Consider the following 22,576-nt stretch of genomic DNA (forward strand, 5'->3'; position numbering starts at 1 on the left):
CCCATGACCAGGAACGATGCGAGCCAAAAGCTGTTCCTCTACTCCACGGCGGTTTCAGACGTGGGGTACGTGCGCAGCAACAACCAGGATTCGGCCTTCGCCGGCGAGCGCCTGGTGGCCATGTGCGACGGCATGGGCGGCCACGCAGGCGGGGATACGGCCTCGACCATAGCCATCCGATCCCTGGCCCACATCGAACGCGACGACCGGGAACAGGACGTGCAATCCCTGGCTCGGATGATGGAGACCTCGGTCATCGCGGCCCATGACGCCATCGTGGGCAAGGCCAAGCGCGAACACCGGCTGTCAGGCATGGGCACCACGGTCACGGCCCTGGCTCTGGCCAACGACTCCTGGGTGCTGGCCCATATCGGGGACTCCCGGGGTTACCTCCTGCGGGAGGGCAAGCTGATCCGGATGACCCAGGACCACTCCTACGTGCAGCACCTGATCGACACCGGCCGCATCTCCCCGGCCGAGGCCCGCAACCATCCTCAGCGCAACGTGGTCATGCGGGTCCTGGGGGACTTCGACATCGACCCCCGCCCGGACATCTCCATTTCCAAGGCCCTGCCAGCAGACCGCTGGATGATCTGCTCGGATGGTCTCTGCGGCGTTCTGGAGGACTCGACCATCGCCGAAGTGCTGTCCTCGGTCTCGGACCAGGCGGAGTGCGCCCAGCAGCTGGTCACCTTCGCCCTGAAGGCCGGAAGCACCGACAACGTGACCGTAGTCATCGCCGATGCCACGCTGGCCCTGGATGCCGATGCCTTCGACCTGCCCCATCAGACTCCTCTGGTCGGTGGCGCAGCCAGCTCCAACCTGGAGGCCCTGGCCGACATCCTGGATGAGCCCGTAGCGGCCGCACCGCGCCTGCGTGACGAGTCCCGGGAGTCCCCCGCCAAGCGGGCTGCCGACCTGGCCCAGGACCGGGACGCCGACAAGCAGGAGGACGAGGATGGCGACGGCCGCACCGCCCAGCCCTCGGCTGCCCGCGAGGAGAGCGGCGAACGGCATGTGCCCGACACCAGCGAGATCCCCATCGTCCACAAGAAGGACGGCTCAGACTCTGCCGATCCCTATGATCCAGACGTGGCCGACGCCATCCACAAGGAGCACCTGGAGCAGCGCAAACGCCAGCGCGCCCGGCATCGGCGGATTCGGCTGATCCTGGCCGGCATCATCACCCTGGTGATCCTTGCCCTGGCCGGAGGCACGGCGGCTGCCTATCGTTGGAGCCAGGAACAGTACTATCTGGGCACGGACCAGGGCCGTGTGGTCATCTACCAGGGCGTGCCCACCAAGGCCTTCGCCCTCTCTCTGTCCCACCCGGTGCAGACCACGGATATCGCCGTCAAGGGGCTTCCCCAGTCCTGGCGTGACCAACTGGAAGAGGGCATCACCGTCTCCAGCATGGATGACGCCAAGGAGCACGCGCGTCTGATCCGGAAGGAGGCCGGCGACCTCAAACGCCAGCAGGCCAAGGAAGCCAAGGACGAATCCAGCCAGGCGACGACTTCCCCCTCAGCCTCGCCCTCACCGTCGAAAACCGACCAGAGCGGGCGGCAGCAATCATGATCATCACCCGTCTGCGCCGCATAGGCCTTCTGCTCTTCTCCCTGCTGGTGGGGTTCATCGGATTCTTCCAGATGTTCGCCCGTGCGGCGGGCCGCTTCCCCGGTGACTACGCAGCCCTGCTGGCGGTCACCGCCGCCCTCTTCATCGCCCTCTGGGTCCTGCTGGAGATTTTTCAGCCTTACGGTAGCCAGTCCATCCTGCCCAGCATCGTCATCCTGAGCTCCCTGGGCATAACCCTGATCACCCGCATAGATCTGCGCAACGCCCGGATCGGCCAGCCTACACGAGTGGGCTTCACCCAGCTGATCTGGCTGTGTCTGGCCCTGGTCCTGTGCGGGCTGCTGGTGGTGCTGCTCAGGGACTATAGGCTGCTGCGCCGCTTCTCCTATGTGAGTATGGTGGTGGGCCTGGTCCTGCTCCTATCGCCCATGCTTCCCGGCATCGGCCGCGAGATCGGCGGCGCCCGCATCTGGATAGGCATAGGGTCTCACACCCTGCAGCCCGGCGAATTCGCCAAGCTCTTCCTGGCCTTCTTCTTCGCCGCCTACCTGTTCGACCACCGAGACCAGCTAGCCGTGGGCGGCAAGAAGTTCCTGGGCATGCGGCTGCCCCGAATCAAGGACTTTGGCCCCATTATCATCGTCTGGCTTATTTCGCTGGCCGTCCTGGTCATCCAGCATGATCTGGGCACCTCGCTGATGTACTTCGCCATGTTCGTTTCCATGCTCTATGTGGCTACCGGCCGCACCAGCTGGATTGCCATAGGCGCGGTCTTCTTCGTCATCGGGGCTGTGGCCGCCTCCATGATCTTCGCCCATGTGGGCGCCCGTGTGGACGCCTGGCTGCACCCCTTCAGCGATGCTGAATTCAGCAAGGCCTTCGGCGGGTCCGGCCAGCTGGTACGCGGCATCTTCGGCCTGGCCGCCGGCGGGCTGACAGGCACCGGCCTGGGCCAGGGACGCCCCTGGATCACCCCCCTGGCCAACTCCGACTTCATCTACACATCGGTGGGCGAGGAGCTGGGGCTGAGCGGCCTGCTGGTGGTCCTGGCCCTCTACCTGGTCATCGTGGCCTCGGGCATGATCACGGCCATGAAAATCAAGGATGGCTTCGGCAAGCTCCTGGCCTCCGGTCTGGTCTTCACCATGGCCTTCCAGGTCTTCACTGTGGTGGGCGGCATCACCCTGGTCATCCCCCTGACCGGACTGACCATGCCCTACATGGCGGCGGGCGGCTCCAGTCTGGTGGCCAACTGCATCCTGGCCGTCCTGTTGATCATCATCTCCAACGCGGCCAACAAGCCTGCGCCGGAGGTCAGCTCGGACACCTTCAAGTACGAGGCTCTGGCCGTCCTGCGCCAGCAGGAGACCAGCAAGCGCAACAGCCAGGACGACTCGGACCCCGACTCAGACTCTGACGACCAAGAGTCCCATGATCGTCATGCCGGGCCGATCGAGCAGACCGACCAGGACGAGGAGACCGACCTGCCAGCCACCGGCCGCATCCCCGTCCGTCAGGTCCGAGGAGGTGGACAGTGAACAAGGCCTTGCGTCAACTCTTCAACGCCGTCATCGTCCTCTTCGTCATCCTGGGGCTTTCCAGCTCCATCATCATGGTGATCCGGGCGGAGAGCCTTAACTCGGACCCTCGCAATCTGCGTGCCCTGTACCACGAGTATGCGGCACCCAGGGGAGCCATCCTGACCTCGGACGGCGCCGTCATGGCCCAGTCCGACCCCATCAACGACTCCTTCCAGTACCAGCGGCACTACCACAAGGGGCCCGTCTACTCGCCCATCACCGGCTACTACTCCATCACCAGCCCGGCAGACCGAGGAATCGAGGCCTCGCGCGACCGTCTGCTGAGCGGCCAGTCGGACAGCCTGTGGATGGACCGGGTCAAGTCCCTCTTCACCGGCACCCAGAACAAGGGCGCCTCCATCGAGACCTCCATCAATCCCAAGATGCAGGAGGCCGCCTACGCCATGCTGGGCAACTTGTCCGGTTCGGTGGTGGCCATCGAGCCCTCCACAGGCCGCATCCTGACCATGGTCAGCACACCGAGCTACAACCCCGAAGACCTGACCGCCCACGACAGCGGCGATGCCTCCCAGGCCTACCAGAAGCTGGCCTCCCGTTCCGACAACCCCATGCTCAACCGGGCCACCTCGCAGCTGTATCCGCCCGGGTCCACCTTCAAGGTGGTTGTGGCCGCCGCCGCCCTGGAGTCCGGCCAGTATCACCCCGATAGCCAACTGCCGGCCGGGGCCTCATACACATTGCCCGGCACCAACTACAATCTGACCAACACCACTACAGCGGCCGGCGGGGTCAACGGGAAGATCAGCCTGGAGAATGCCCTGGCCTACTCATCCAACACGGCCTTCTCCCAGCTAGGGGTCGCCCTGGGCGGCAAGACGCTGGCAGCGCAGGCCCGCAAGTTCGGCTACGGCTCCACCATCACCCTGGACGGGACCACCTCCACAGGACGGCCCATGAAGGCCGTGGCCTCCAAATTCCCCGAGGACCAGTCCCAGGACCGGATCGCCCTAGCTTCCATCGGCCAGGGAGACACCCTATCCACCCCACTCCAGGCTGCCATGACGGTCGCCGCCGTGGCCAACGGCGGCAAGCTCATGCAACCGACCCTGGTGGACCGGGTGCGCTCCAGCGACCTCAGCGTCATCAGTGAGACAACTCCCTCGGTCTACTCACAGGCCTTCTCATCGGACACCGCCAAGGCCCTGACCACCATGATGGAGGCAGTAACCACCAAGAGCTATCCGGAGCTTGAGATTCCAGGCGTACAGGTGGCCTCCAAGTCCGGCACAGCCCAGATCGGCACGGGCAATACGGCAAATGACGGGTGGATGGTAGGATTCGCTCCGGCCGACAAACCCAAGGTAGCCGTAGCCGTCGTGGTGCATGGAATCTCCTCCTATGGCATAGACATTGCCGGACCGATTATGAAACGCATCATGCAGGAGGCTGCCAAGTGAAACTGGTACAAGGACAGCTCATCCATCGACGGTACCGTCTGGACCGTCGCCTGGCCCAAGGGGGCATGGGCGAAGTCTGGAAGGGCTATGACATCGAACTGGGACGAGTTGTGGCCATCAAGGCCCTGCGCGAGGATCTGACCAACGAGGAGTCCAAGCTGCTGCGGCTGCGGGCCGAGGCGCACAATTCCGCCAACCTGGCCCACCCCAACATCGCCGCCCTCTTCGAGTACTACGAGCACGACGGCATCGGATTCCTGATCATGGAATACGTGCCCAGCCAATCCCTGGCAGACATCTATCGGGACCGGGGCGCCCTGGACCCCATCGAGCTGCTGCCCATCCTGATACAGACGGCCCGAGGGCTCTACGTGGCCCACTCCCACGGGGTCATCCACCGGGACGTCAAGCCGGCCAACATCATGGTCTCCGACACCGGCGAGGTCAAGATCACCGATTTCGGGGTCTCCTACTCCACCAACCAGGGGCAGATCACCCAGGACGGCATGGTGGTGGGCACAGCCCAGTACATCTCGCCCGAGCAGGCCCAGGGTCTCCAGGCCACCCCCCAGTCCGACATCTACTCCCTGGGTGTGGTGGCCTACGAGGGGCTCTGCGGACACCGGCCCTTCACCGGCGCCACCCCGGTGGACATCGCCGCAGCACACGTCAACGACCCTGTGCCGCCACTGCCCGACTCGGTGGACAATCAACTCATGAACTTCGTCATGTCCATGCTGGCCAAGGACCCGCGAGACCGCCCGGCAAATGCCCTGGTGGTCTCGCACACGCTGGCCAGGATCGAGCAGCGGCTGCTGGACCAGCAGCTGGGTGAGACGGAGGTCATCGACCCGCGCGCACCCATGCCTCGACGCATTGTGAGCAGGCCACACGCGGCAAAAGACATCTTCAGGCCCTTCTGGGGGCACTATGGAGAAGGAAGCGCACAGCGCGGCCTTGAAGCGACGAACGGAGGGGATACCCTATGAGCATCACACTGCCGCCGTCCCTAGCGGACGGACGTTACCGTCTGGGACAGCTGATCGGACGCGGTGGCATGGCCGAGGTCCACAAGGCTGTGGACACGCGTCTGGGAAGGACGGTCGCGGTCAAGATCATGCGGTCCGATCTGGCCAACGACGAGGTCTTCCTATCGCGGTTCCGGCGAGAAGCTCACTCGGTCGCCCTGCTCAACAACCCCAACATCGTCTCCATCTACGACTCGGGCGAGGAGATACTGACCGACGACCAGGGCAACCATGAGCGGGTGCCCTACCTGGTCATGGAGTACGTCAAGGGGCAGACCCTGAGGTCCATCCTCAAGGAGAACGGGGCCCTGAGCCAGCGCGACAGCGAGCAGGTCATGCTGGGCATGCTAAGCGCCCTGGACTACTCCCACCACATGGGGGTCATCCACCGGGACATCAAGCCCGGCAACATCATGATCTCGGAGCAGGGCATCGTCAAGGTCATGGACTTCGGCATCGCCCGGGCCATGGACGATTCGGCCGCCACGATGACCCAGTCCCAGGGCGTGGTGGGCACGGCCCAGTACCTGAGCCCCGAACAGGCCCGCGGCGAGAGCGTGGACATGCGTTCCGACCTCTACTCGGCCGGCTGCGTCCTCTACGAGATGCTGACCGGACGGCCGCCCTTCAACGGGGATTCGGCCGTGGCCATCGCCTACCAGCATGTCACCGAGGTGGCCACCCCGCCAAGCACCATCGTGCCTGGCCTGCCGAAGATGTGGGATTCCATCTGCGCCAAGGCCATGGCCAAGGATCGTCAGAACCGGTACGCCACGGCCGCCGCCTTCAAGAGCGACATCCTGGCCTTCATGAACGGCGGGACCCCGGTGGCTGCCGCCTTCAACCCGCTGACCGACCTGGCCAACGTCAAGGCCCGCAAGGATGCCGAGCAGGGCACCGAAACGGCCACCATGCCGCTGACCGAAGAGGAGACGGCCGCCACCCAGGCCTTCAACCCTGTTCAGGACCCACTCAATCCGGCCGCTGCCACCGATCTCGCCACAGCTGAGCGCACGGCCACCAAGGCGGCCCAGCAGAAGTCCAAACGGCGCAAGAAGATCATCATCGCCGCTATCGTGGCAGCCTTGCTTCTGGTGGCCGCCGGACTCGGCGTGACCTATATGAGCCGAAACCGCCATCAGATGGCCGAGGTACCCACCATCAATGCTCAGATGTCGCGAATTCTCGCCCGTGAGAAGGTCACCGCCGCAGGCTTCAATTACCAGGAGAAGGAGGACCATGACTCGGCCGAGCCCAAGGGGACCTTCACCAAGCAGAGCCCCAAGGGCGGAAGCATGGCTCCCAAAGGCTCCACAGTGACCGTCTGGTTCTCCTCCGGACCCAAGGATACGGCCATTCCCGACGTCAAGGGCATGAATCAGCAGGAGGCTCGCAGAACCCTGGAGAAGGCCGGATTCAAGGCCTCTCCCGCCGCCTCGGTAGAAGACAGCCAAGACGTGCCCAAGGACCATGTGACCCGCACGGATCCCGCCGCCGGCCAGAGCGTGGCCAAAGGAACCAGCATCCTGCTCTACATCTCCTCGGGCATGACCAAGGTGCCTGACCTGTCTGGCAAGAGCAAGGACGACGCGACCAAGACCCTGCAGAGTCTGCACTTCAACATCACCATCCACGAGCAGGCCTCCAACACCGTGGCCAAGGACGTGGTCATCAGCACCGACCCGGCTGCCGGATCCTCCATCCAGCAGGGAGCCATGATTACAGTCACCGTCAGCAGCGGCATGAAGCTGGGTTACTACATCGACATGACCCTGGGCGAAGCCAAGCGCAACCTGGGCCAGGGGGTCAACATCAAGGTCAACGGCCCCAACAACGACAACGCCGTGGTCACCGGCCAGGATCCCACCTCAGGCGCCTCCTTCGACAAGTCCAAGGACACCATCACCCTGACCACGGCTATCAGCGTCCCAGTCATCGCCCCGGGCGAGACCTTGGGCAGCTACCGGCAGAAGCTGACCAACAGCGGTGTCAGCGCCGACAGAATCACTTCTGTCGGCAAGGACACGGACAAGGTGACCGCTGTAAGTCCCGGAGCCGGCAGCAAGGTGGACGACAACACCCCCATAACTGTGACCACCGTCAGCTCCACCAACTGATCGTATGACCCGGCGGCCACAGCCTTGCCGCCGGGTCATATAGTTGGGTCATAAAGAGCCAGGCAGAGTGAATACGGGATGAATTAGAGCGATGGCTATTAGTCCGCGTCATTAGGCTGAGAACCGAGACTTTCGGTCACAAACATCAGTCATGACTTCTGCTGACAGACCAGAGCTCCAAGCGTTAAACGCCAGGACCCATCAACCAATCCATAATGGTTGACCCATAACTGCCGGACTGGCCGCTTGCCAAGTCGCGTCGCCAAATTGCAACAAACCCGCATCGGCTGCAACACTGCGTCATCAGGACCATGGCCGCTGGAGAGACGTAGACAAGACCTTTGCCTTTATCTTTGGCAATTACTTCTGACAGCCGGCAAGACATGACTATAAATAAGCGGCGGGGTCGCAGAATCACACTGGATCCTGCGGCCCCGCCGCTTTTCCATGCCGCCTAGATCAGAAGGCGGAGTAGTTGGATATCTGTCTGAGCCAGGGCACGTTGCTGGCCAGCCATGGGAAGCCCCATTCCATCAAGGCACAGGTCAGAGCCAGCAGGAGCAGAATCAGCAGAAGCCAGCGAATCGGAGCTATGCCGGACTGGTGCCGCAGCAGCCAGCCGTAGAGGCTGATCATGGGCTGTGGCTTCTCGCCCTTGCGAATCTGCCGCAGCAAGGGGTAACGCCATGCGACCAGGGCCGCCAGGTAGATAATCAGATAGGCTGCTACTAAAACCAGGAAGACCGGTTGCAGGGAACCCACCCTGGCTATGACCGAGCCCTTGTCGTCTGCAAAGGCCACCTTGCTGCCTCGGTCACCAAGCAGTTCCTTAGGCACCCCGTCGGATACCTTGGCCCAGTAGCCGAATTCGCCCCAGCTGATCCAGCGGTGGGTGGCCGTGGTGTACTTGGGCTCACAGGTGGTCAGTGTAATCATGCGCCGATCTGGAGCCTCGTTGGGCGAATAAGGGTTGGGGGCGATGACGCTGACCTCGTTGGCAGCCACGATCTTGTAGCGGGTGTAGTGGTAGACGTACCAGTAATCCTTGGTGCGCAGGACGATGGCATCGCCCACACGCAGCTGGTCCACATGGCCCAGCGGCTCACCATAGCCGGCGCGGTGTCCGGCAATAGCCATGTTGCCCAGCTCGCCCGGCATCTGCGTATTGGAGTAGTGTCCCAGTCCCGCGTAGGCCAGATCCCTGGGCGACGTGCCCTGAACCACGTTGCGTTCCCAATGCTGTCCAAAACGAGGAATGTAGATCTGGGCCATCAGATCGCCCTCTGAGGCGTGTTCGGGCTGTACCGGCGGCATTCCGCTCTGAGGCTTGGCCACCTTTCGGGTATCTCCCGATCCCGGGTCGCTCCAAGCGGTCGAGGCACGGGTCTCCAACTGCTGATGCTCGGACTGCACACCGGTCCACCAAAGCTGCCAAACCACGTAGAGGGCACAGATGACGGCCAGCGTCATCAGCAGCTCCCCCACGATTTCTGCTATCCCAACCGGCCACTTTCGTCGCTTGTCGGCAGGTTTATCAACCGACATCCAGTCATTCTCCGAGTCTTCTGTCGTCATTTACCGTGCCTTCTCATCTAGAGATGCATACTGGAGTGGCTGCAGGACAGCCGTCGTCTCAGGGAATCTCAGATTGCCCGAAGATTCGACATTCCATCCCAGACCTACCGTATTCACGTACTCCTTGTAAATCTGGATGGATGGCGAAGCATTCAGGGACTTGGTCATCCGATCGACTGGTCCTATGGCCGAAATTTTATATGGCGGCGAGTACTTTCGACCGTGCAGCAGCAGCACATTGCCCACGCATCGCACGGCCGTGGTGGGCAGGACACGCTGGTCCTGGATCCTCATGGACTCGGCTCCCCCGGCCCAGAGCGCGTTGACCACACTCTCCACATCCTGCTGGTGGATGACGTAATCATTGATGTTGGCCGTCGATCCGTCGGACCCCACCTTCTGCTTCCAGAGCGGGGAATCATCGAGGGTTACCGTCAGTCCCGGCCCTTGGACGGCCTTGAGCACCGTGCCCGAACCGGGGTCCTCACGGGCCTGGTCCGAGTTGCCCTTGTCGTCGTCGGTGATGGTCTTCAGAGCGTTGATCTGCGAGCTCATATCATTGATGTCCTTGCGCAGCTCCGCAGCCTTGTTCTCGCGCTCTTCCACCAGCCCGGCCGTATCCGAGGTGACCGTGACCGTCCTGTTGACACGGATGTTGGTGGTCAGCATGTACCCGACCAGGGCCAGCACCACAGCCACGGACAATGTGCCGACCAGGGACCTGCGCGCTCCGTGCCGTCCCGTCCGTCTGGTCATAGGCATACCCTCATCCTCATCTGCGATAGTATTACGTTCGAGTCTAACCGCTACTATGGCTTAGTAGATCTAATGAAGGAGAATAACCTCATGGCAGAGCATCAACTCCATGATGACGAGGACGAGGCGGTGGACGAGGCCAAGAAGACCCAGGCCGAGGCCGAGAACAAGACCGCTGGCGCTGGCGAGGATGCAGAAGACGAGGAGTACGGCCTGTCCATGGACAAGGTGGAGGCCGTGCTCAACGAGAGCGTTGACAAAAAGCACATGACTCCGCAGATGCGCCGCATCGTGCAGCGTCAGGAAGAGAACACCCGCCGCGTGGAAGACACCATCAAAAGCACCAAGGCCAATCCGCGCTGGTTTGTGCCTCTCTTCGTCACGCTGATGGTAGTGGGCCTGATTTGGATCGTGGTCTACTACATCGCTTCCACCAGGGGCAATGTCTTCCCAATCCCCGGCATCGGCAACTGGAACCTGGCCGTAGGCTTCGGCATCCTGCTGGTCGGCTTCCTCATGACCATGTGGTGGCACTGACCCAGCTGCTTTACTCTTCAGGAACCCTGCAACCGCCCAGGCGCGGATGTGGGGTTCTTGCATATCCATCCACCCCTGAGCGTCAGGCATGTGTGGATTCAATTTCCCGGCTCCACCTATTTCATCCACTGTTTCGAGACTCAAACCAAAGTTATCCACAATCGCCCGGCTTTATCGTGGACAGCCTAAGACACCTGTCCACAACCCTACTGCTGATTGGGTTCTGTGTTTACTTATCCACTTTTTGCCGATATATATGCACCAGTTCTGGTTACTTATTCCCAGGTTATCCACACGATTGTCAACAAATGTGGATAGGTGACATCCATGTCATTTATCTATCACGGAAGGTGTAAAGCAGCAGACAGCTGCTGATTGTCAGCGCATGGGGTTGAACACGTTGCAGCCCAGAGCCAGCAGGACCAGGACCACCAGGAAGATCAGCGTGGGCAGCAACCAGGAGAGCAGGCCATGCACCCGCGAGCCGGGCCGGCCCATGTGCAGCAGGGCCAGCATGAAGAGGCCGCCGACTATGAAACCGCCCACATGGTCCTGCCAGGCAATGCCGGGCACGAACAGGGGCATGCAGAAGTTGATGGCCATCCAGACCACCATGGAAACGATGTCAATCCCCAAACGACGATAGACCACCAGAATGGCGGCAAAAATTCCGAAAAGCGCGCCCGAGGCCCCGATGGCCGACGTGCCCCAGCCATTGGGCGACAGGACTGCATAGACCATCAGCCCCAGGTCTCCGCCCAGCCCGCTGATCATATAGAGCGCCAGGAAACGCCCATGCCCTATCAGATTTTCCAGCACCGGCCCCACAACCCAGAGGGTGATCATATTGAAGAGGATATGCGAGACATTGGTGGCGTGCAGAAATATGTTGGTCACAAACATCCAGGGCTCATGAATGGCTGTGATCGGCACGAAGGCCCAGTAGCCCAGCAAAAGCCGCTGGTAGCGAAGCGGAGCCAGCAGATACAGGACCATCTGGATGACCCAGGCCGCTATGCAGATCAGGGTGATGGCTATCGTCACCACCGGAGCCTGGTCGCCCCAGTGCCGCCGGACCCATCCCAGCGGCCCCCGACCGTTTCCTCCGCCTGTGAAACCGGTGCCCGTGCCATTGACCATGAACCATACCTTACCTGACCGTCCGGCCCGGGGTGTGCGGTTTCCGTGCCGCAATGGCACCGATGTGCCCCACAGTTCACCGCTTTCTACTAGGATGTTGACTAGGTCGGTCGAAGTGGGCAGGACCGACGAAAGTCGTCGAAAGGAGCCAAACATGGAGAATTCATCTTCAAACGGCTGGAAGTTCTTTGCACTGCTCTTCGGCACGCTGCTGGCCGGCGTTGTCGCTCTGTTCGTATACAAGCAGCAGAACCCGGATTATGATCCCTGGGAGGAGCCCTGGGAGAACAGCTCATCGCCAGTCGACCTGGGCCTGGCCAAGGATGAGGAGGACAAGGGGTCTGAGGATCCCGAAGCCCCTCTGCAAGCGGGCGCACAGGCCTGACCGTTCCGGTCGGGAAGGAATCCGACCCAGCGTCAAGAACGTGAGGGCAACGGGTTCCTTTTTTCATGCCTGATTTTGGCTTGATCGCAGCCTGCCGGACACACCTGTTGGGGCGGCGCGTCACAATGGAGCTATGAGTGCCATACGGGAAGCAGACATGGAGGAAGGCCGCCGGGATTTTCTGGCCTGGCGCGATGCGGCCAAGGAGGCTGCAGGCAATTTAGGCCCGGAGGGCAACCGCCTGACAGTGGCCCCGCAAACCGATAGGCGCAGCAAGGCCATGGCCGTCCGCTATTCCCTGCACATGCTGGAGATCAAGGCCCCCGGTCCCGGCGTAGAGGTCAGGGTAGCCCCCTGGGGAGCCATCAAGATTTTGGACGGGCCTGCGTCCGACCCGCATAACCTGACTCCGCCTGACGTAATCGAACTGGATCCGGATGTCTGGTTGCGGCTGGCCGCTGGCATCACCAGCTGGAGTGAAGAAGCCGCCGCCGGGCATATCAGCGCCGTGGGCGAGCGCGACGATCTGCACGAGCTACTGCCACTGGTATGACCAATAGTCGGCCACCTCTGCGGTCGGCTACTTGCTCGACGACCCCTTTGCTGCGGTCTTCTGATCTTTATGGTGTTTGAGCGCGCTGGGCACGGGGATGGGTATGCGCTTGTGCGGCTTGGGCGTAGCCGGCATCTCCCCAGAGGTGGCCTTGGCAGCAGCCTCGGCGGCCCACCGGGCGTAATCGCTCAGATCATCGTCCGGGGAATCCTCGGGGTCCTGGCCCCCCGATTTGCGCGAATCCGGTTTGGAGTACTCCTCTTCAACCATTTTGAAGGGATCTTTGCCCCTGGTTCCGGGTTCCTTGCTGCTGAGCTCTTTGGCCAGCTCGTCGTAATCCGTGTCCGTTGTCAGATATTTGAGCTTCCGGGCTATTTTCGTCTGCTTAGCCTTCTGACGTCCGCGGCCCATCCGACCCCCTTCGCCAGGTAACGTGCACTTAGGCAACTTGAATGTGAATTTGCATCATTTATGAGAGTACCACCTACGCATCTTGTCGGCTCGGACTTTTACCATAAAAGCAATTCCCAGAAGGACATTCGGCACGACGACGAGGGTGGGACCATGCAGGAAGAAGTCACAGCGGCAGGCAACGAGATCAGCGACAGCTTCAGAGCCGCCAAGCATCGGTCCGACCAGGTGCTGGCCGAGCTGGCCAAGAATCCGAGCCGCTACACCATGCTGACCGGCGACCGCCCGACCGGAAGGCTCCACCTGGGTCATTACTTTGGCTCCATCCGCGAACGTGTCCAGATGCAGAATCGCGGTGTGCACACCAACATCGTCATCGCCGACTACCAGGTCATCACCGACCGGGACACCACCGAGCATATCCGCGACAACGTGCTCAACCTGGTGCTTGACTATCTGGCTGCGGGCATCGACCCCAAGAAGACCATGATCTTCACCCATTCGTCCACCCCTGCAGAGAACCAGCTGCTGCTGCCCTTCCTCTCGCTGGTGACCGAAGCCGAACTTCACCGCAACCCCACCGTCAAGGCCGAGATGGAGGCCAGCGGCCATGCCCTGACCGGTCTGCTGCTGACCTATCCGGTCCACCAGGCCTGCGACATACTCTTCTGCAAGGCCAACGTGGTCCCCATCGGCAAGGACAACCTGCCGCATGTTGAGCTGACACGGACCATCGCCCGCCGCTTCGACGAGCGCTACCCTGGCCAAGCTCCGGTCTTCCCAGAACCTGATGCCATCCTGTCTGACACCTCTGAGATTCCTGGTCTGGATGGACGCAAGATGAGCAAGTCCTATGGCAACTCCATCATGCTGGGCGCCACCGCCGAGGAGACAGCCAAGCTGATCCGCAAGTCGCCCACCGACTCCGAACGCAGGATCACCTTCGACCCTGTGAACCGCCCGCAGGTCTCAGCCCTGCTGACCACGGCCGGCCTGGTGACCGACCGCAAGCCCGAGGATATCGCCGAAGAGATCGGCAATGCCGGCTCGGGCGCCCTCAAGGCCTACGTGACCAAGTCCGTCAACGAGTTCCTGGCACCCCACCGCGAGCGCCGTGCCGAGCTGGCCAAGGACATGGACACCGTGCGCGACATCCTGGTCGAGGGCAACAAGCGGGCCAACCAGATAGCCGAGGAGACCCTTGATCAGGTCCGCTCGGCCATGGGCATGCGCTACTAGACGTCGTACCGCCAGGAGCGATCGGTCAGCACCCGAGCCGTGACCAGGCCGATGGGCAGGCAGATGATGACCATGAAGGCCCGGAAGGCCCAGTCCAAGGCGTTGAGCGTATTGAACTGTCCCAGGTAGAACATGGCCCGGTACATATACAGGCCGGGCACCATGATGACGATGGATGGCACGGTCAGGCTGATTCTTGGATAGCCCAGGTGAGGCGGCAGCAGGCCGTGACGGACCGAGGAGCGCCAGACCGTAGCCAGCATGCCGGCCAGGAAGGCACCCAGAAAAGCGGCCATCTCCGGAGGGACATGAAGCAGGTCCTGCATCTCCAGGCGCATGGTGTCGGTCAGAGCGCCGATGACGGCGGCCACCAGGGCCATGCGCTGGGGTGAGTTGAAGAGGACCGAGAAGCCCCAGACCCCGCAGAATGCTGCAATCATGCGCAGTCCGGCCATCAGCATGGGACTCAGGTTCATCGGTTCAAAGCCCTGGGGGTTGAGCATGACCATCCGCGCCACGGCCCAGCCTCCCAGTGTGGCCACCAGGATGATCGAGAAGGCGTAGGTGATGCGCTGCACCCCCGAAGGGAAGTCCAGCTTGGCGATGTCCAGGCCGCCGGTGACCAGGGGAAAGCCGGGAATGACGAAGAGGATGGCGCCGATATAAGCCGTGTCGTGCTTGAGAGCCACCGGGTCGAAGATACCCACCAGTCTCAGCGTGCCGACGCAAGCCAGTGCGGCGATGATGACCGCCACCCCGGTAGCGAAGAACTGGTTGATCCGCCTGCCCAGCATCTGTCGACGCACCCACTGGCCTATGCCAGCGCCGACAAAAGCCCCGGCCATGTCGTAGGGACCGCCGCCCAGCAGGAAGACGAAGGCCGCGCAGGCCACGGCCGAAGCGAAGCCTGAGAAGAGGGGCGAGTAGAGGGGCTTGCGTCGCTCGATCAGGTCCAGACGTTCATGCGCCTGCCGGACCGTGATGCCACCCCTTGCCTGCGGCTTTGGGGACGCGGATTTGTCAGAGGAGGCAGGCTCATCGGAAAATGCAGCCTTTGCGGAGTCTGTTGCCTCTCTGAGCAATGCAGACCCGTCGGAAGACACCGGCTGTTCGGAGGGTGCCGCACCCTCGGAAGACTTGGCCTTTTCATGTGCTTGGCCTTGGGCTGACGCAGGCCGCCCAGGCCCAGGCTGCTCAGACGCGGAGTCGCGCCCTTGGCTGGTTGCAGATGATCCAATGGCTGCACAACCAGCGGCACTCGAATCTGAATTCTCAATCGCGTAGGCAGCAGAAACAGAAGCAGCTTTGGAATCTTCGGAATCCCCCGAGGCTGCGGCGGTCGGCGTGGCCTCCGGCCGAGGCGTGGAGCCTACGGTGCCCAGACCGGCGGCTGTCCTGGTGTCTATGGCCGCCGCATCGATCCGGCTCTGGCTGATCTCGTCCTCGTTGTGTACGGCAGTGGCCACCGCATCCTTGAACACCTTGGCCGCATCCTGGTCCTGGGCCAGCACCTCCTTGACCGCCTTGCGGGCCGCTGCGTAGACGTTCGGCTCGTCCAGGTTGTCCACCAGCTCCCTGGAGACCACCGACATGGCGTGGTAGGTCCCCGCCTGCCCGCACTTGACGCTGAGCCAGTCCGCGAAGTGCTCCAGGAGCCAGATCCGCTCGGTGTTGACCCCGGTGGTGGGCAGGTCCACCACCTCGGTGATCCGAGACACACCATCCGTGCAGGTGGCCTCGATGTCGGTCAGGTTCACGTCGGCCCGCACATGCACGCCCATGGGGTAGGCAATCCTGTGCATCATCTCGCGCACGCGGAAGCTTCCCGTTCCAGCCCCCAGCTCCAGCATGCCCACCCGCACAATCAGGCTGGTCTTGGCCGCGATGCAGGCCTCGACGATGGGCTTGTCGTAGTCGCGTTCAATATCCTCCATATCCAGTGGGATGGAATGGGTGTGGTACTTGCTTACCCGTCTGACCTCGGCTGCGGCCCTGCCGCGATAGCTGTCCTTGGAACTCCTGCTCTTGAATTTCACACCCACATTCATACTCCACCCGGGTCACGTGCCCTTGCACCGCCGCATGGGACCATGAAACGTATTCGACCCGGAAGCGTCCTAGAATGGGCCGCGAGCCATCGAACCGAAGGCTGTGGGCCTGCAACGCCGACCACCAATAACCGCGGAGGAGCCGTGGAATGGCCGAAGACCGGGCAACCTGCGATTCGACAAGGAGGACTGATGACAGATAGTAATCAGCAAATCACGGCTGCCGATGCGACCCTGGTCACATCCGGCACCGGGACCAAGGGGCCGGAGGAACGCAAGCTGCCTCAATCGTTGGATGAGGACATGGCCTTGTGCCTGCGGCTGCTCAGGGATGTGTTGGGGGAATTCGATCAACAGCTGCTCAAGCGCTTCGACTCCCTACGCGAGGACGTGATGACGGCCAGCGCCGAGCACTTCAACCGCCACCCCTCGGACCCCGTGCCTGACGAGGATGGCCTGTCCAAGGCCGTAGCCCTGATCGACGACACCTCAGTCAAGGATTCCCAGTTGCTGGCCCGCGCTTTGACCACCTACTTCCATCTGGCCAACCTCTGCGAGGAGAACTACCGGGTGAAGGTCCTGCATGAGCGCGAGGGCAAGGTGGACCTGAAGGTCAAGGGCACCGACCCCATCAACGAGATGACCAGCGCCTACAGCCAGCTCCTTCAGGAGATGGGCCCGGCCAAGGCCTCGGAGCTGCTGGAGAAGCTGGAGTTCCACCCCGTCTTCACCGCCCACCCCACCGAGGCGCGGCGCAAGGCCGTGGAGGGCAAGATCCGGCGCATCGCCAACCTGCTGGCCGTTCGCCGCGGCCTGGGCGGTTCCGAGCTGGAGGAGAATGAGCGTCTGCTGCACAACGAGATCGACGCCCTTTTCCGCACTTCGCCCATCGCAGCCAAGAAGCCGACGCCCGTCGAAGAGGCCAACACTATTTTGGACATCTTCGACGCCACGCTCTTCGAGACCATTCCCAAGGTCTACCGCCGCTTCGACGACTGGATGCTGGGCAAGAAGGCCGGCATGGTCAAGCCCGTCTGCCCTGCCTTCTTCCACCCGGGCAGCTGGATCGGTTCCGACCGCGACGGCAACCCCAACGTGACCGCCAAGGTCTCTCGCAAGGTGGCGCGCAAGTTCTCAGACCACATGCTTGAGGCACTGGTCAGGGCCACCACCACCGTGGGCCGCAATATGACCATGGAAGTGACCACCACCCCTCCCAGCTCCGAGCTGAGGAGCCTGTGGAGCCATCAGAAGGAGATGAGCGAGCGTCTGACCGATAGGGCCACCACCATCTCACATAACGAGCTGCACCGGGCCGTGGTCCTGGTCATCGCCGACCGTCTGCAGGCCACCATTCAGCGTGACGCCGACCTCATGTATGCCGACTGCGACGACTTCATCGCCGACCTGCGCGTGGTCCAGGACTCCCTGGCCAAGGCGGGCGCGGTCCGTCAGGCCTACGGCCCTCTGCAGGATCTGATCTGGCAGGCCCAGACCTTCGGCTTCCACATGGTGGAGATGGAGTTCCGCCAACACTCTCTGGTCCACGCCCGCGCCTTGGAGGACATCCGCGAGCACGGCCTGCATGGCGAGCGCGGCGAGCTGCAGCCCATGACCCACGAGGTGCTCGACACCTTCCGTGCCCTGGGAGCCATCCAGAAGCGCAACGGCCAGAAGGCCGCCCGCCGCTACATCATCTCCTTCACCAAGTCGGCCCAGAACGTCAAGGACGTCTACGAGCTCAACCGGCTGGCCTTCGAGCATGCCGAAGACGTGCCGGTCATCGACGTGATCCCCCTGTTCGAACAGCTGGAGGACCTGCAGAATTCGGTGGACGTGCTGGAGGAGATCATCAAGATCCCCGAGGTCCAGGCCCGACTCAAGGAGACCGGCAACAAGATGGAGGTCATGCTGGGCTACTCCGACTCCTCCAAGGATGCCGGTCCTGTCTCAGCGACCCTGGCCCTGCACTCCGCCCAGGAGCGCATCGCCAAGTGGGCCGAGAGCCATGACATCGACCTGACCCTCTTCCACGGACGCGGCGGCGCCGTAGGCCGTGGCGGCGGCCCTGCCAACCGTGCCGTGCTGGCCCAGCCTGTGGGCTCGGTCAACTGCCGGTTCAAGCTGACCGAACAGGGCGAGGTCATCTTCGCCCGCTACGGCAACCCGGTCTTGGCCATCCGCCATATCGAGTCCGTGGCTGCAGCCACCCTGCTCCAGTCCGCGCCCAGCGTGGAGGAGCGCAACACCACCATGACCGAGAAGTACGCGGACATGGCCGACAAGCTGGACCAGGCCGCCCACGAGCGCTTCCTGGACCTGCTGCACACGCCGGACTTCGCCCCCTGGTTCTCCATCGTGACGCCTCTGAACGAAATCGGCCTGCTGCCCATCGGCTCCCGGCCGGCCAAGCGCGGTCTGGGCGCCAAGTCCCTGGACGATCTGCGGACCATACCCTGGGTCTTCTCCTGGGCGCAGGCACGAATCAACCTGGCCGCCTGGTACGGCCTGGGCACCGCCTGCGAGAAGTTCGGCGACCTGGAGACCCTGCGTCAGGCCTACGAGGAATGGCCGCTCTTCAGCACCTTCATCGACAACATCGAAATGAGCCTGGCCAAGACCGACGAGCGCATCGCCAAGATGTACCTCTCCCTGGGAGACCGGGACGACCTGAGCCAGAAGGTCCTCTCGGAGATGGAGCTGACCCGCAAGTGGGTTCTGCAGATCGTAGGCGACGAGTGGCCCCTGCAGCATCGTCACGTACTGGGCCAGGCCATCCGGATCCGCTCTCCCTATGTGGACGCCCTGTCGGTGACCCAGGTGCGCGCCCTGCGGGCCCTGCGTCGTCGCAACGACAAGGAGGAGCTCAGCAAGAGCCAGCAGGCCGACTTCATCTACCTGATTCTCTGCACTGTTTCGGGAGTCGCCGCCGGCCTGCAGAACACCGGCTGATCTCTTCTTGACGGATTAAGGATGGGGCCCCGTTCTCTTGCAAACAGCAGGAGGCGGGGCTTCGCCGTGTTCAAGTGCCCCGATACTGTCGTGTGTTGTTGGTGGGCTGGGTGGTAGAGTGAGAGGCAGGGGTGTCGGGAAGACGGCTGGCTTTTGCTATTGGTTCCTGCGATCGGGGATGCAGGACTGGCGTAGGCAAGCGGTAGGGCTTTCCGACAGGAATGACGTTAAGATGTTGCAAGGCAGGCGGCATTGCCACCGCTTGGTGTTTGGTGAAGGGGTTTTGATTTCATGCATCTGGTTTCCCGTCTGCGTCGCACGTTGGCAATGACGATCGTCCTGATCAGCCTGCTGACAGGCCTGGGCGTCGCATCCGCCCAGGCGGGATGCTCCAATTTTCCGGGGGGGGGGGGGGTCGTCAGACCCCTCGCGTAGCTGAACAAAATCCCGCCTCTCTCCCCAGCAACGCAACCAATACTCCCCTGCCTTCACCCTCGCCTCTGGAAACCGCCTCGCCGCTGAACCACACGCCGAGCGCTACAACATCGTCATCGCCGACGGGCACACCAGAAAACACAGACTCCGCTTCAGACAAGCCATCCGATCAGACGGATGATCAAGCCTCGCATATGGTGCGTTTCGACCCGGTCGACGGGAGCAAGCCAACCCAGGCGAGCATAAAGACCGGGACTCTTGTCTCTGCTCCGGAACACAATCCCCGGCGTGATGGTTTCCGGTTCGACGGGTGGATGCTTGACGGCCAGCCCTATGACCTGCAGACCCCGGTTTTCCGGAATATGACCCTGAAAGCCCAGTGGACCAGGATCACGGACTGGACACTGAGCCCGAACCATGGGTCCGCCTCCGGCGCCCACCTGACCATCAGCCCGCCCGACAAGCAGGAGCCCAGCTACACCAGTATCCAGAACGCAGGCGAGCAGACCGTCGGCCTGACCGGCGACGGCAGCATCTACACATGGACGCAGGAGGACACTCCCAAACAGGCGCCCTTCCCCGCCCATGCCCCCACAGGGTTCCACTACCTGCAAGCCGCAGCCGGCAGCCGATTGCAGGCCGCCCTCGGATCCGACCAGCAGGTCTACACCTGGACCAGCCAACAGGCCACGCCCACCATCCTCAACACTGATCAGAACACCGGGTTCACCAGCATCAGCATGCACGATGACCTTCTCCTGGCGGTGGACCGGCAAGGCCAGGTCCACGCCTATCAGTCCGGCCATGCCGCCAGCCAGAGCTTGAACCCGGAATTCACCCAGAAGGCCACGGCCAGCCTGCCCGGGCAGGCGCAGGCCGTCACCGCCGTCGCCTCCGACAAGCGGATCCTCATCGTGGACGCAGACGGGCAGGCCTGGACATGGGACGCAGGCAAGATTGGAAACGCCGAACCCTCACGCGTCAAGCAGGAAGCGGGCATGCGCATCATCCAAGCCCAAGCACTCAGCCAAGGGCTCCTCCTCCTTAACGCAGACGGGCAGGCCCGGTACCTGGCCGACAGCACGACCGCCATGACCCAGGTCAACATGCCGGACGGCGTGCAGGCCAGCAGGATCGCCGGCAACGACAGCCAGGCCATCATCACCGGCACGGACGGCCGCCTCTGGGCCTGGAAGCCCGGCAGCAAACCCGTCCGGGCGGACGACGGCAGCCAAGCCTACACGCAGGCCGCCGAAGCCGGCGGCAGGATCACTGCCACCAACAGGAAGGGCGCCATATTCACGTGGAACATGGACGCTCAAGGCAAGCCCGGCAAGCCATCCAGGCTCGACACCACCCAGGCGCCCACACTGGAATCAGCCAGCCTGGACAGCCAGCCGCTCACACTCACCAAGACCGGCGACACCTGGCAGACGGACATACCCGCACACAAGCCCGGACCAGCCGCCATCACCATCACCGGCAAACAAGACAGCCAGCCCTTCACCAGGAACCTCAACTACACCGTCGACCAGACCCTGACCAGGAACGCCGAACGAAGCTCTGCATTTACGGTTCACTTCGACGCAGGAGAGGGAAGCCCCAAACCCGCAGACCAGCAGGTCCCCTACCCATACGGCAGGGCCAAGCGCCCCTCCCCCGACCCGGCTCGCCAAGGCTACCAGTTCGACGGCTGGTTCACCGGACAGGTCGCCTACGATTTCAGCAAACCTGTCACCCAGAACCTCACCCTCACCGCCCACTGGACACCCGAAAGCCGAAACAACACGTGGAGCATCAACCCCGACAAGGGCAGCCAGCTGGGCAACGAAGCCACCACCATCACCCCGGCAGACAGCACCAACGGCATCAGATTCAACCAGGTCAGCGGAGGAAAAGAACCTGCCTACGGTTTTTCCTTGGCTGTGGGCAGCGACGGGAACGCCTACGCCTGGGGAGCCAACAGGTATGGCCAGCTCGGCGACGGGACGACCACCGACCGACATACGCCGGTCATGGTGAGGAAGCCTGCAGGCGTGTCGTCGGATTTCACCTATGTACAAGTCAGCGCTGGAGGCCAGCATTCACTCGCCCTAGGCAGCGACGGATACGTATACACCTGGGGATGGAACTACCATGGCCAGCTCGGCAACAACACCAGAAGCGACTTCTTCGATCCGAATCCTGTCCCTGTCCGGGTGCGCGACCCCGCCAGCCCCGAGAACGCAAGCAAAGGACTGAAAGCCATACAGGTCAGCGGCGGAGAAGATCATTCGCTGGCCCTGGGCAGCGACGGATACGTATACACCTGGGGATGGAACTACTATGGCCAGCTCGGCAACAACACCAGCGGCGCCTCTTCGAATTCGTCTGTTCCCGTACGCGTACGCGACCCGGACAGCCCAACCGACGCAAGCAAAGGACTGAAAGCCATACAGGTCAACAGCGGAGAAGATCATTCGCTGGCCCTGGGCAGCGACGGATACGTGTACGCCTGGGGAAACAACAGCACTGGCCAGCTCGGCAACAACACCAGCGGCGCCTCTTCGAATTCGTCTGTTCCCGTACGCGTACGCGACCCGGACAGCCCAACCGACGCAAGCAAAGGACTGAAAGCCATACAGGTCAGCGGCGGAGGATATCATTCGCTGGCCGTGGGCAGCGATGGATACGTGTACGCCTGGGGAAACAACGGCAGTGGCCGACTCGGCAACAACACCAGAACGGATTCGTCTGTTCCCGTACGCGTACGCGACCCGGACAGCCCAACCGACGCAAGCAAAGGACTGAAAGCCATACAGGTCAGCGGCGGAGAAGATCATTC

The 22,576-nt window shown here is 62.5% G+C and carries 16 protein-coding genes; 11 read left to right on the forward strand and 5 right to left on the reverse strand.

The genetic code is table 11. The annotated features are described in order from the left end of the window. The first annotated feature begins 3 nt into the window (after positions 1–3). The 5 genes from CI603_RS04565 to pknB are packed head-to-tail and all read left to right on the forward strand — an operon-like array spanning position 4 to position 7,721. Positions 4–1,578 (forward strand): BofC C-terminal domain-containing protein, encoded by a 1,575-nt coding sequence (locus CI603_RS04565; protein ID WP_121913221.1) that lies wholly within the window; start codon positions 4–6, stop codon positions 1,576–1,578. Further along, positions 1,575–3,116, forward strand: coding sequence for an FtsW/RodA/SpoVE family cell cycle protein (locus tag CI603_RS04570; RefSeq protein ID WP_121913222.1), 1,542 nt, complete (start codon positions 1,575–1,577; stop codon positions 3,114–3,116). Before CI603_RS04565 ends, CI603_RS04570 begins: the two co-directional genes overlap by 4 nt. Continuing rightward, complete coding sequence (locus CI603_RS04575) at positions 3,113–4,576, forward strand: penicillin-binding protein 2 (RefSeq protein ID WP_121913223.1); 1,464 nt, start codon at positions 3,113–3,115, stop codon at positions 4,574–4,576. Before CI603_RS04570 ends, CI603_RS04575 begins: the two co-directional genes overlap by 4 nt. Then, on the forward strand, positions 4,573–5,565 hold the full coding sequence (locus CI603_RS04580; RefSeq protein WP_046322149.1) for a serine/threonine-protein kinase: 993 nt from the start codon (positions 4,573–4,575) through the stop codon (positions 5,563–5,565). Before CI603_RS04575 ends, CI603_RS04580 begins: the two co-directional genes overlap by 4 nt. Continuing rightward, positions 5,562–7,721, forward strand: a complete 2,160-nt coding sequence (gene pknB, locus CI603_RS04585; protein ID WP_121913224.1) for a Stk1 family PASTA domain-containing Ser/Thr kinase — start codon at positions 5,562–5,564, stop codon at positions 7,719–7,721. Before CI603_RS04580 ends, pknB begins: the two co-directional genes overlap by 4 nt. Before the next feature lie 459 nt (positions 7,722–8,180). Here the strand turns inward: pknB and CI603_RS04590 are convergent, their stop codons facing one another. Both CI603_RS04590 and CI603_RS04595 read right to left on the reverse strand, forming a co-directional pair. Next, positions 8,181–9,296, reverse strand: a complete 1,116-nt coding sequence (locus CI603_RS04590) for a class E sortase (protein WP_046322144.1) — start codon at positions 9,294–9,296, stop codon at positions 8,181–8,183. Further along, complete coding sequence (locus CI603_RS04595; RefSeq protein ID WP_046322142.1) at positions 9,297–10,052, reverse strand: DUF881 domain-containing protein; 756 nt, start codon at positions 10,050–10,052, stop codon at positions 9,297–9,299. A 90-nt stretch (positions 10,053–10,142) separates the two neighbouring features. Between CI603_RS04595 and crgA the strand changes: the two genes are divergently transcribed. Beyond that, positions 10,143–10,589: a cell division protein CrgA gene (gene crgA, locus CI603_RS04600; protein ID WP_046322141.1), complete on the forward strand. Its 447-nt coding sequence runs from the start codon at positions 10,143–10,145 to the stop codon at positions 10,587–10,589. Between the two features lie 378 nt (positions 10,590–10,967). Here crgA and CI603_RS04605 read toward each other — a convergent pair whose 3' ends face one another. Continuing rightward, complete coding sequence (locus CI603_RS04605; RefSeq protein ID WP_121913225.1) at positions 10,968–11,729, reverse strand: rhomboid family intramembrane serine protease; 762 nt, start codon at positions 11,727–11,729, stop codon at positions 10,968–10,970. 154 nt (positions 11,730–11,883) lie between these two features. Between CI603_RS04605 and CI603_RS04610 the strand changes: the two genes are divergently transcribed. Together CI603_RS04610 and CI603_RS04615 are read left to right on the forward strand one after the other, a co-directional pair. Continuing rightward, positions 11,884–12,114 carry a hypothetical protein gene (locus CI603_RS04610; RefSeq protein ID WP_046322139.1) on the forward strand — a complete coding sequence of 77 codons (231 nt, stop codon included), beginning with the start codon at positions 11,884–11,886 and terminating at the stop codon, positions 12,112–12,114. Positions 12,115–12,247: 133 nt separating this feature from the next. Further along, the gene (locus CI603_RS04615; RefSeq protein ID WP_121913226.1) at positions 12,248–12,667 is read left to right on the forward strand and encodes a sterol carrier family protein; all 420 of its coding nucleotides are present in this window, start codon (positions 12,248–12,250) and stop codon (positions 12,665–12,667) included. 27 nt (positions 12,668–12,694) lie between these two features. Here CI603_RS04615 and CI603_RS04620 read toward each other — a convergent pair whose 3' ends face one another. Next, complete coding sequence (locus CI603_RS04620) at positions 12,695–13,078, reverse strand: DUF3073 domain-containing protein (RefSeq protein ID WP_046322133.1); 384 nt, start codon at positions 13,076–13,078, stop codon at positions 12,695–12,697. A 153-nt stretch (positions 13,079–13,231) separates the two neighbouring features. Here CI603_RS04620 and trpS point away from each other — a divergent pair, with 153 nt between their 5' ends. Beyond that, a complete protein-coding gene (trpS, locus tag CI603_RS04625; RefSeq protein WP_121913227.1) occupies positions 13,232–14,317 on the forward strand; it encodes a tryptophan--tRNA ligase in 1,086 nt (361 codons plus the stop codon). Here trpS and CI603_RS04630 read toward each other — a convergent pair. Continuing rightward, the gene (locus tag CI603_RS04630) at positions 14,314–16,251 is read right to left on the reverse strand and encodes a threonine/serine exporter family protein (RefSeq protein WP_395947969.1); all 1,938 of its coding nucleotides are present in this window, start codon (positions 16,249–16,251) and stop codon (positions 14,314–14,316) included. The genes trpS and CI603_RS04630 overlap by 4 nt on opposite strands. A gap of 306 nt (positions 16,252–16,557) precedes the next feature. On the opposite strand from CI603_RS04630, the gene CI603_RS04635 reads away from it, so the two are divergent. Together CI603_RS04635 and CI603_RS04640 are read left to right on the forward strand one after the other, a co-directional pair. Then, a complete protein-coding gene (locus CI603_RS04635; RefSeq protein WP_121913229.1) occupies positions 16,558–19,317 on the forward strand; it encodes a phosphoenolpyruvate carboxylase in 2,760 nt (919 codons plus the stop codon). A 629-nt stretch (positions 19,318–19,946) separates the two neighbouring features. Then, positions 19,947–22,576, forward strand: a 2,630-nt coding sequence (locus tag CI603_RS04640) for an InlB B-repeat-containing protein (protein ID WP_183122245.1), incomplete at its 3' end; no start/stop codon positions are given.

Source organism: Bifidobacterium sp. wkB338, from assembly GCF_003688325.1.
GTDB lineage: Bacteria > Actinomycetota > Actinomycetes > Actinomycetales > Bifidobacteriaceae > Bombiscardovia > Bombiscardovia polysaccharolytica.

What these genes read in the sequence shown, in the direction of transcription:
- CI603_RS04620 (WP_046322133.1), bottom strand. Translation starts at nt 13,078, where the DNA reads ATGGGCCGCGGACGTCAGAAGGCTAAGCAGACGAAAATAGCCCGGAAG.
- CI603_RS04570 (WP_121913222.1), top strand. Translation starts at nt 1,575, where the DNA reads ATGATCATCACCCGTCTGCGCCGCATAGGCCTTCTGCTCTTCTCCCTG.
- pknB (WP_121913224.1), top strand. Translation starts at nt 5,562, where the DNA reads ATGAGCATCACACTGCCGCCGTCCCTAGCGGACGGACGTTACCGTCTG.
- CI603_RS04615 (WP_121913226.1), top strand. Translation starts at nt 12,248, where the DNA reads ATGAGTGCCATACGGGAAGCAGACATGGAGGAAGGCCGCCGGGATTTT.
- CI603_RS04565 (WP_121913221.1), top strand. Translation starts at nt 4, where the DNA reads ATGACCAGGAACGATGCGAGCCAAAAGCTGTTCCTCTACTCCACGGCG.
- CI603_RS04595 (WP_046322142.1), bottom strand. Translation starts at nt 10,052, where the DNA reads ATGACCAGACGGACGGGACGGCACGGAGCGCGCAGGTCCCTGGTCGGC.
- CI603_RS04630 (WP_395947969.1), bottom strand. Translation starts at nt 16,251, where the DNA reads ATGGAGGATATTGAACGCGACTACGACAAGCCCATCGTCGAGGCCTGC.
- CI603_RS04635 (WP_121913229.1), top strand. Translation starts at nt 16,558, where the DNA reads ATGACAGATAGTAATCAGCAAATCACGGCTGCCGATGCGACCCTGGTC.
- trpS (WP_121913227.1), top strand. Translation starts at nt 13,232, where the DNA reads ATGCAGGAAGAAGTCACAGCGGCAGGCAACGAGATCAGCGACAGCTTC.
- CI603_RS04605 (WP_121913225.1), bottom strand. Translation starts at nt 11,729, where the DNA reads ATGGTCAATGGCACGGGCACCGGTTTCACAGGCGGAGGAAACGGTCGG.
- CI603_RS04610 (WP_046322139.1), top strand. Translation starts at nt 11,884, where the DNA reads ATGGAGAATTCATCTTCAAACGGCTGGAAGTTCTTTGCACTGCTCTTC.
- CI603_RS04590 (WP_046322144.1), bottom strand. Translation starts at nt 9,296, where the DNA reads ATGACGACAGAAGACTCGGAGAATGACTGGATGTCGGTTGATAAACCT.
- crgA (WP_046322141.1), top strand. Translation starts at nt 10,143, where the DNA reads ATGGCAGAGCATCAACTCCATGATGACGAGGACGAGGCGGTGGACGAG.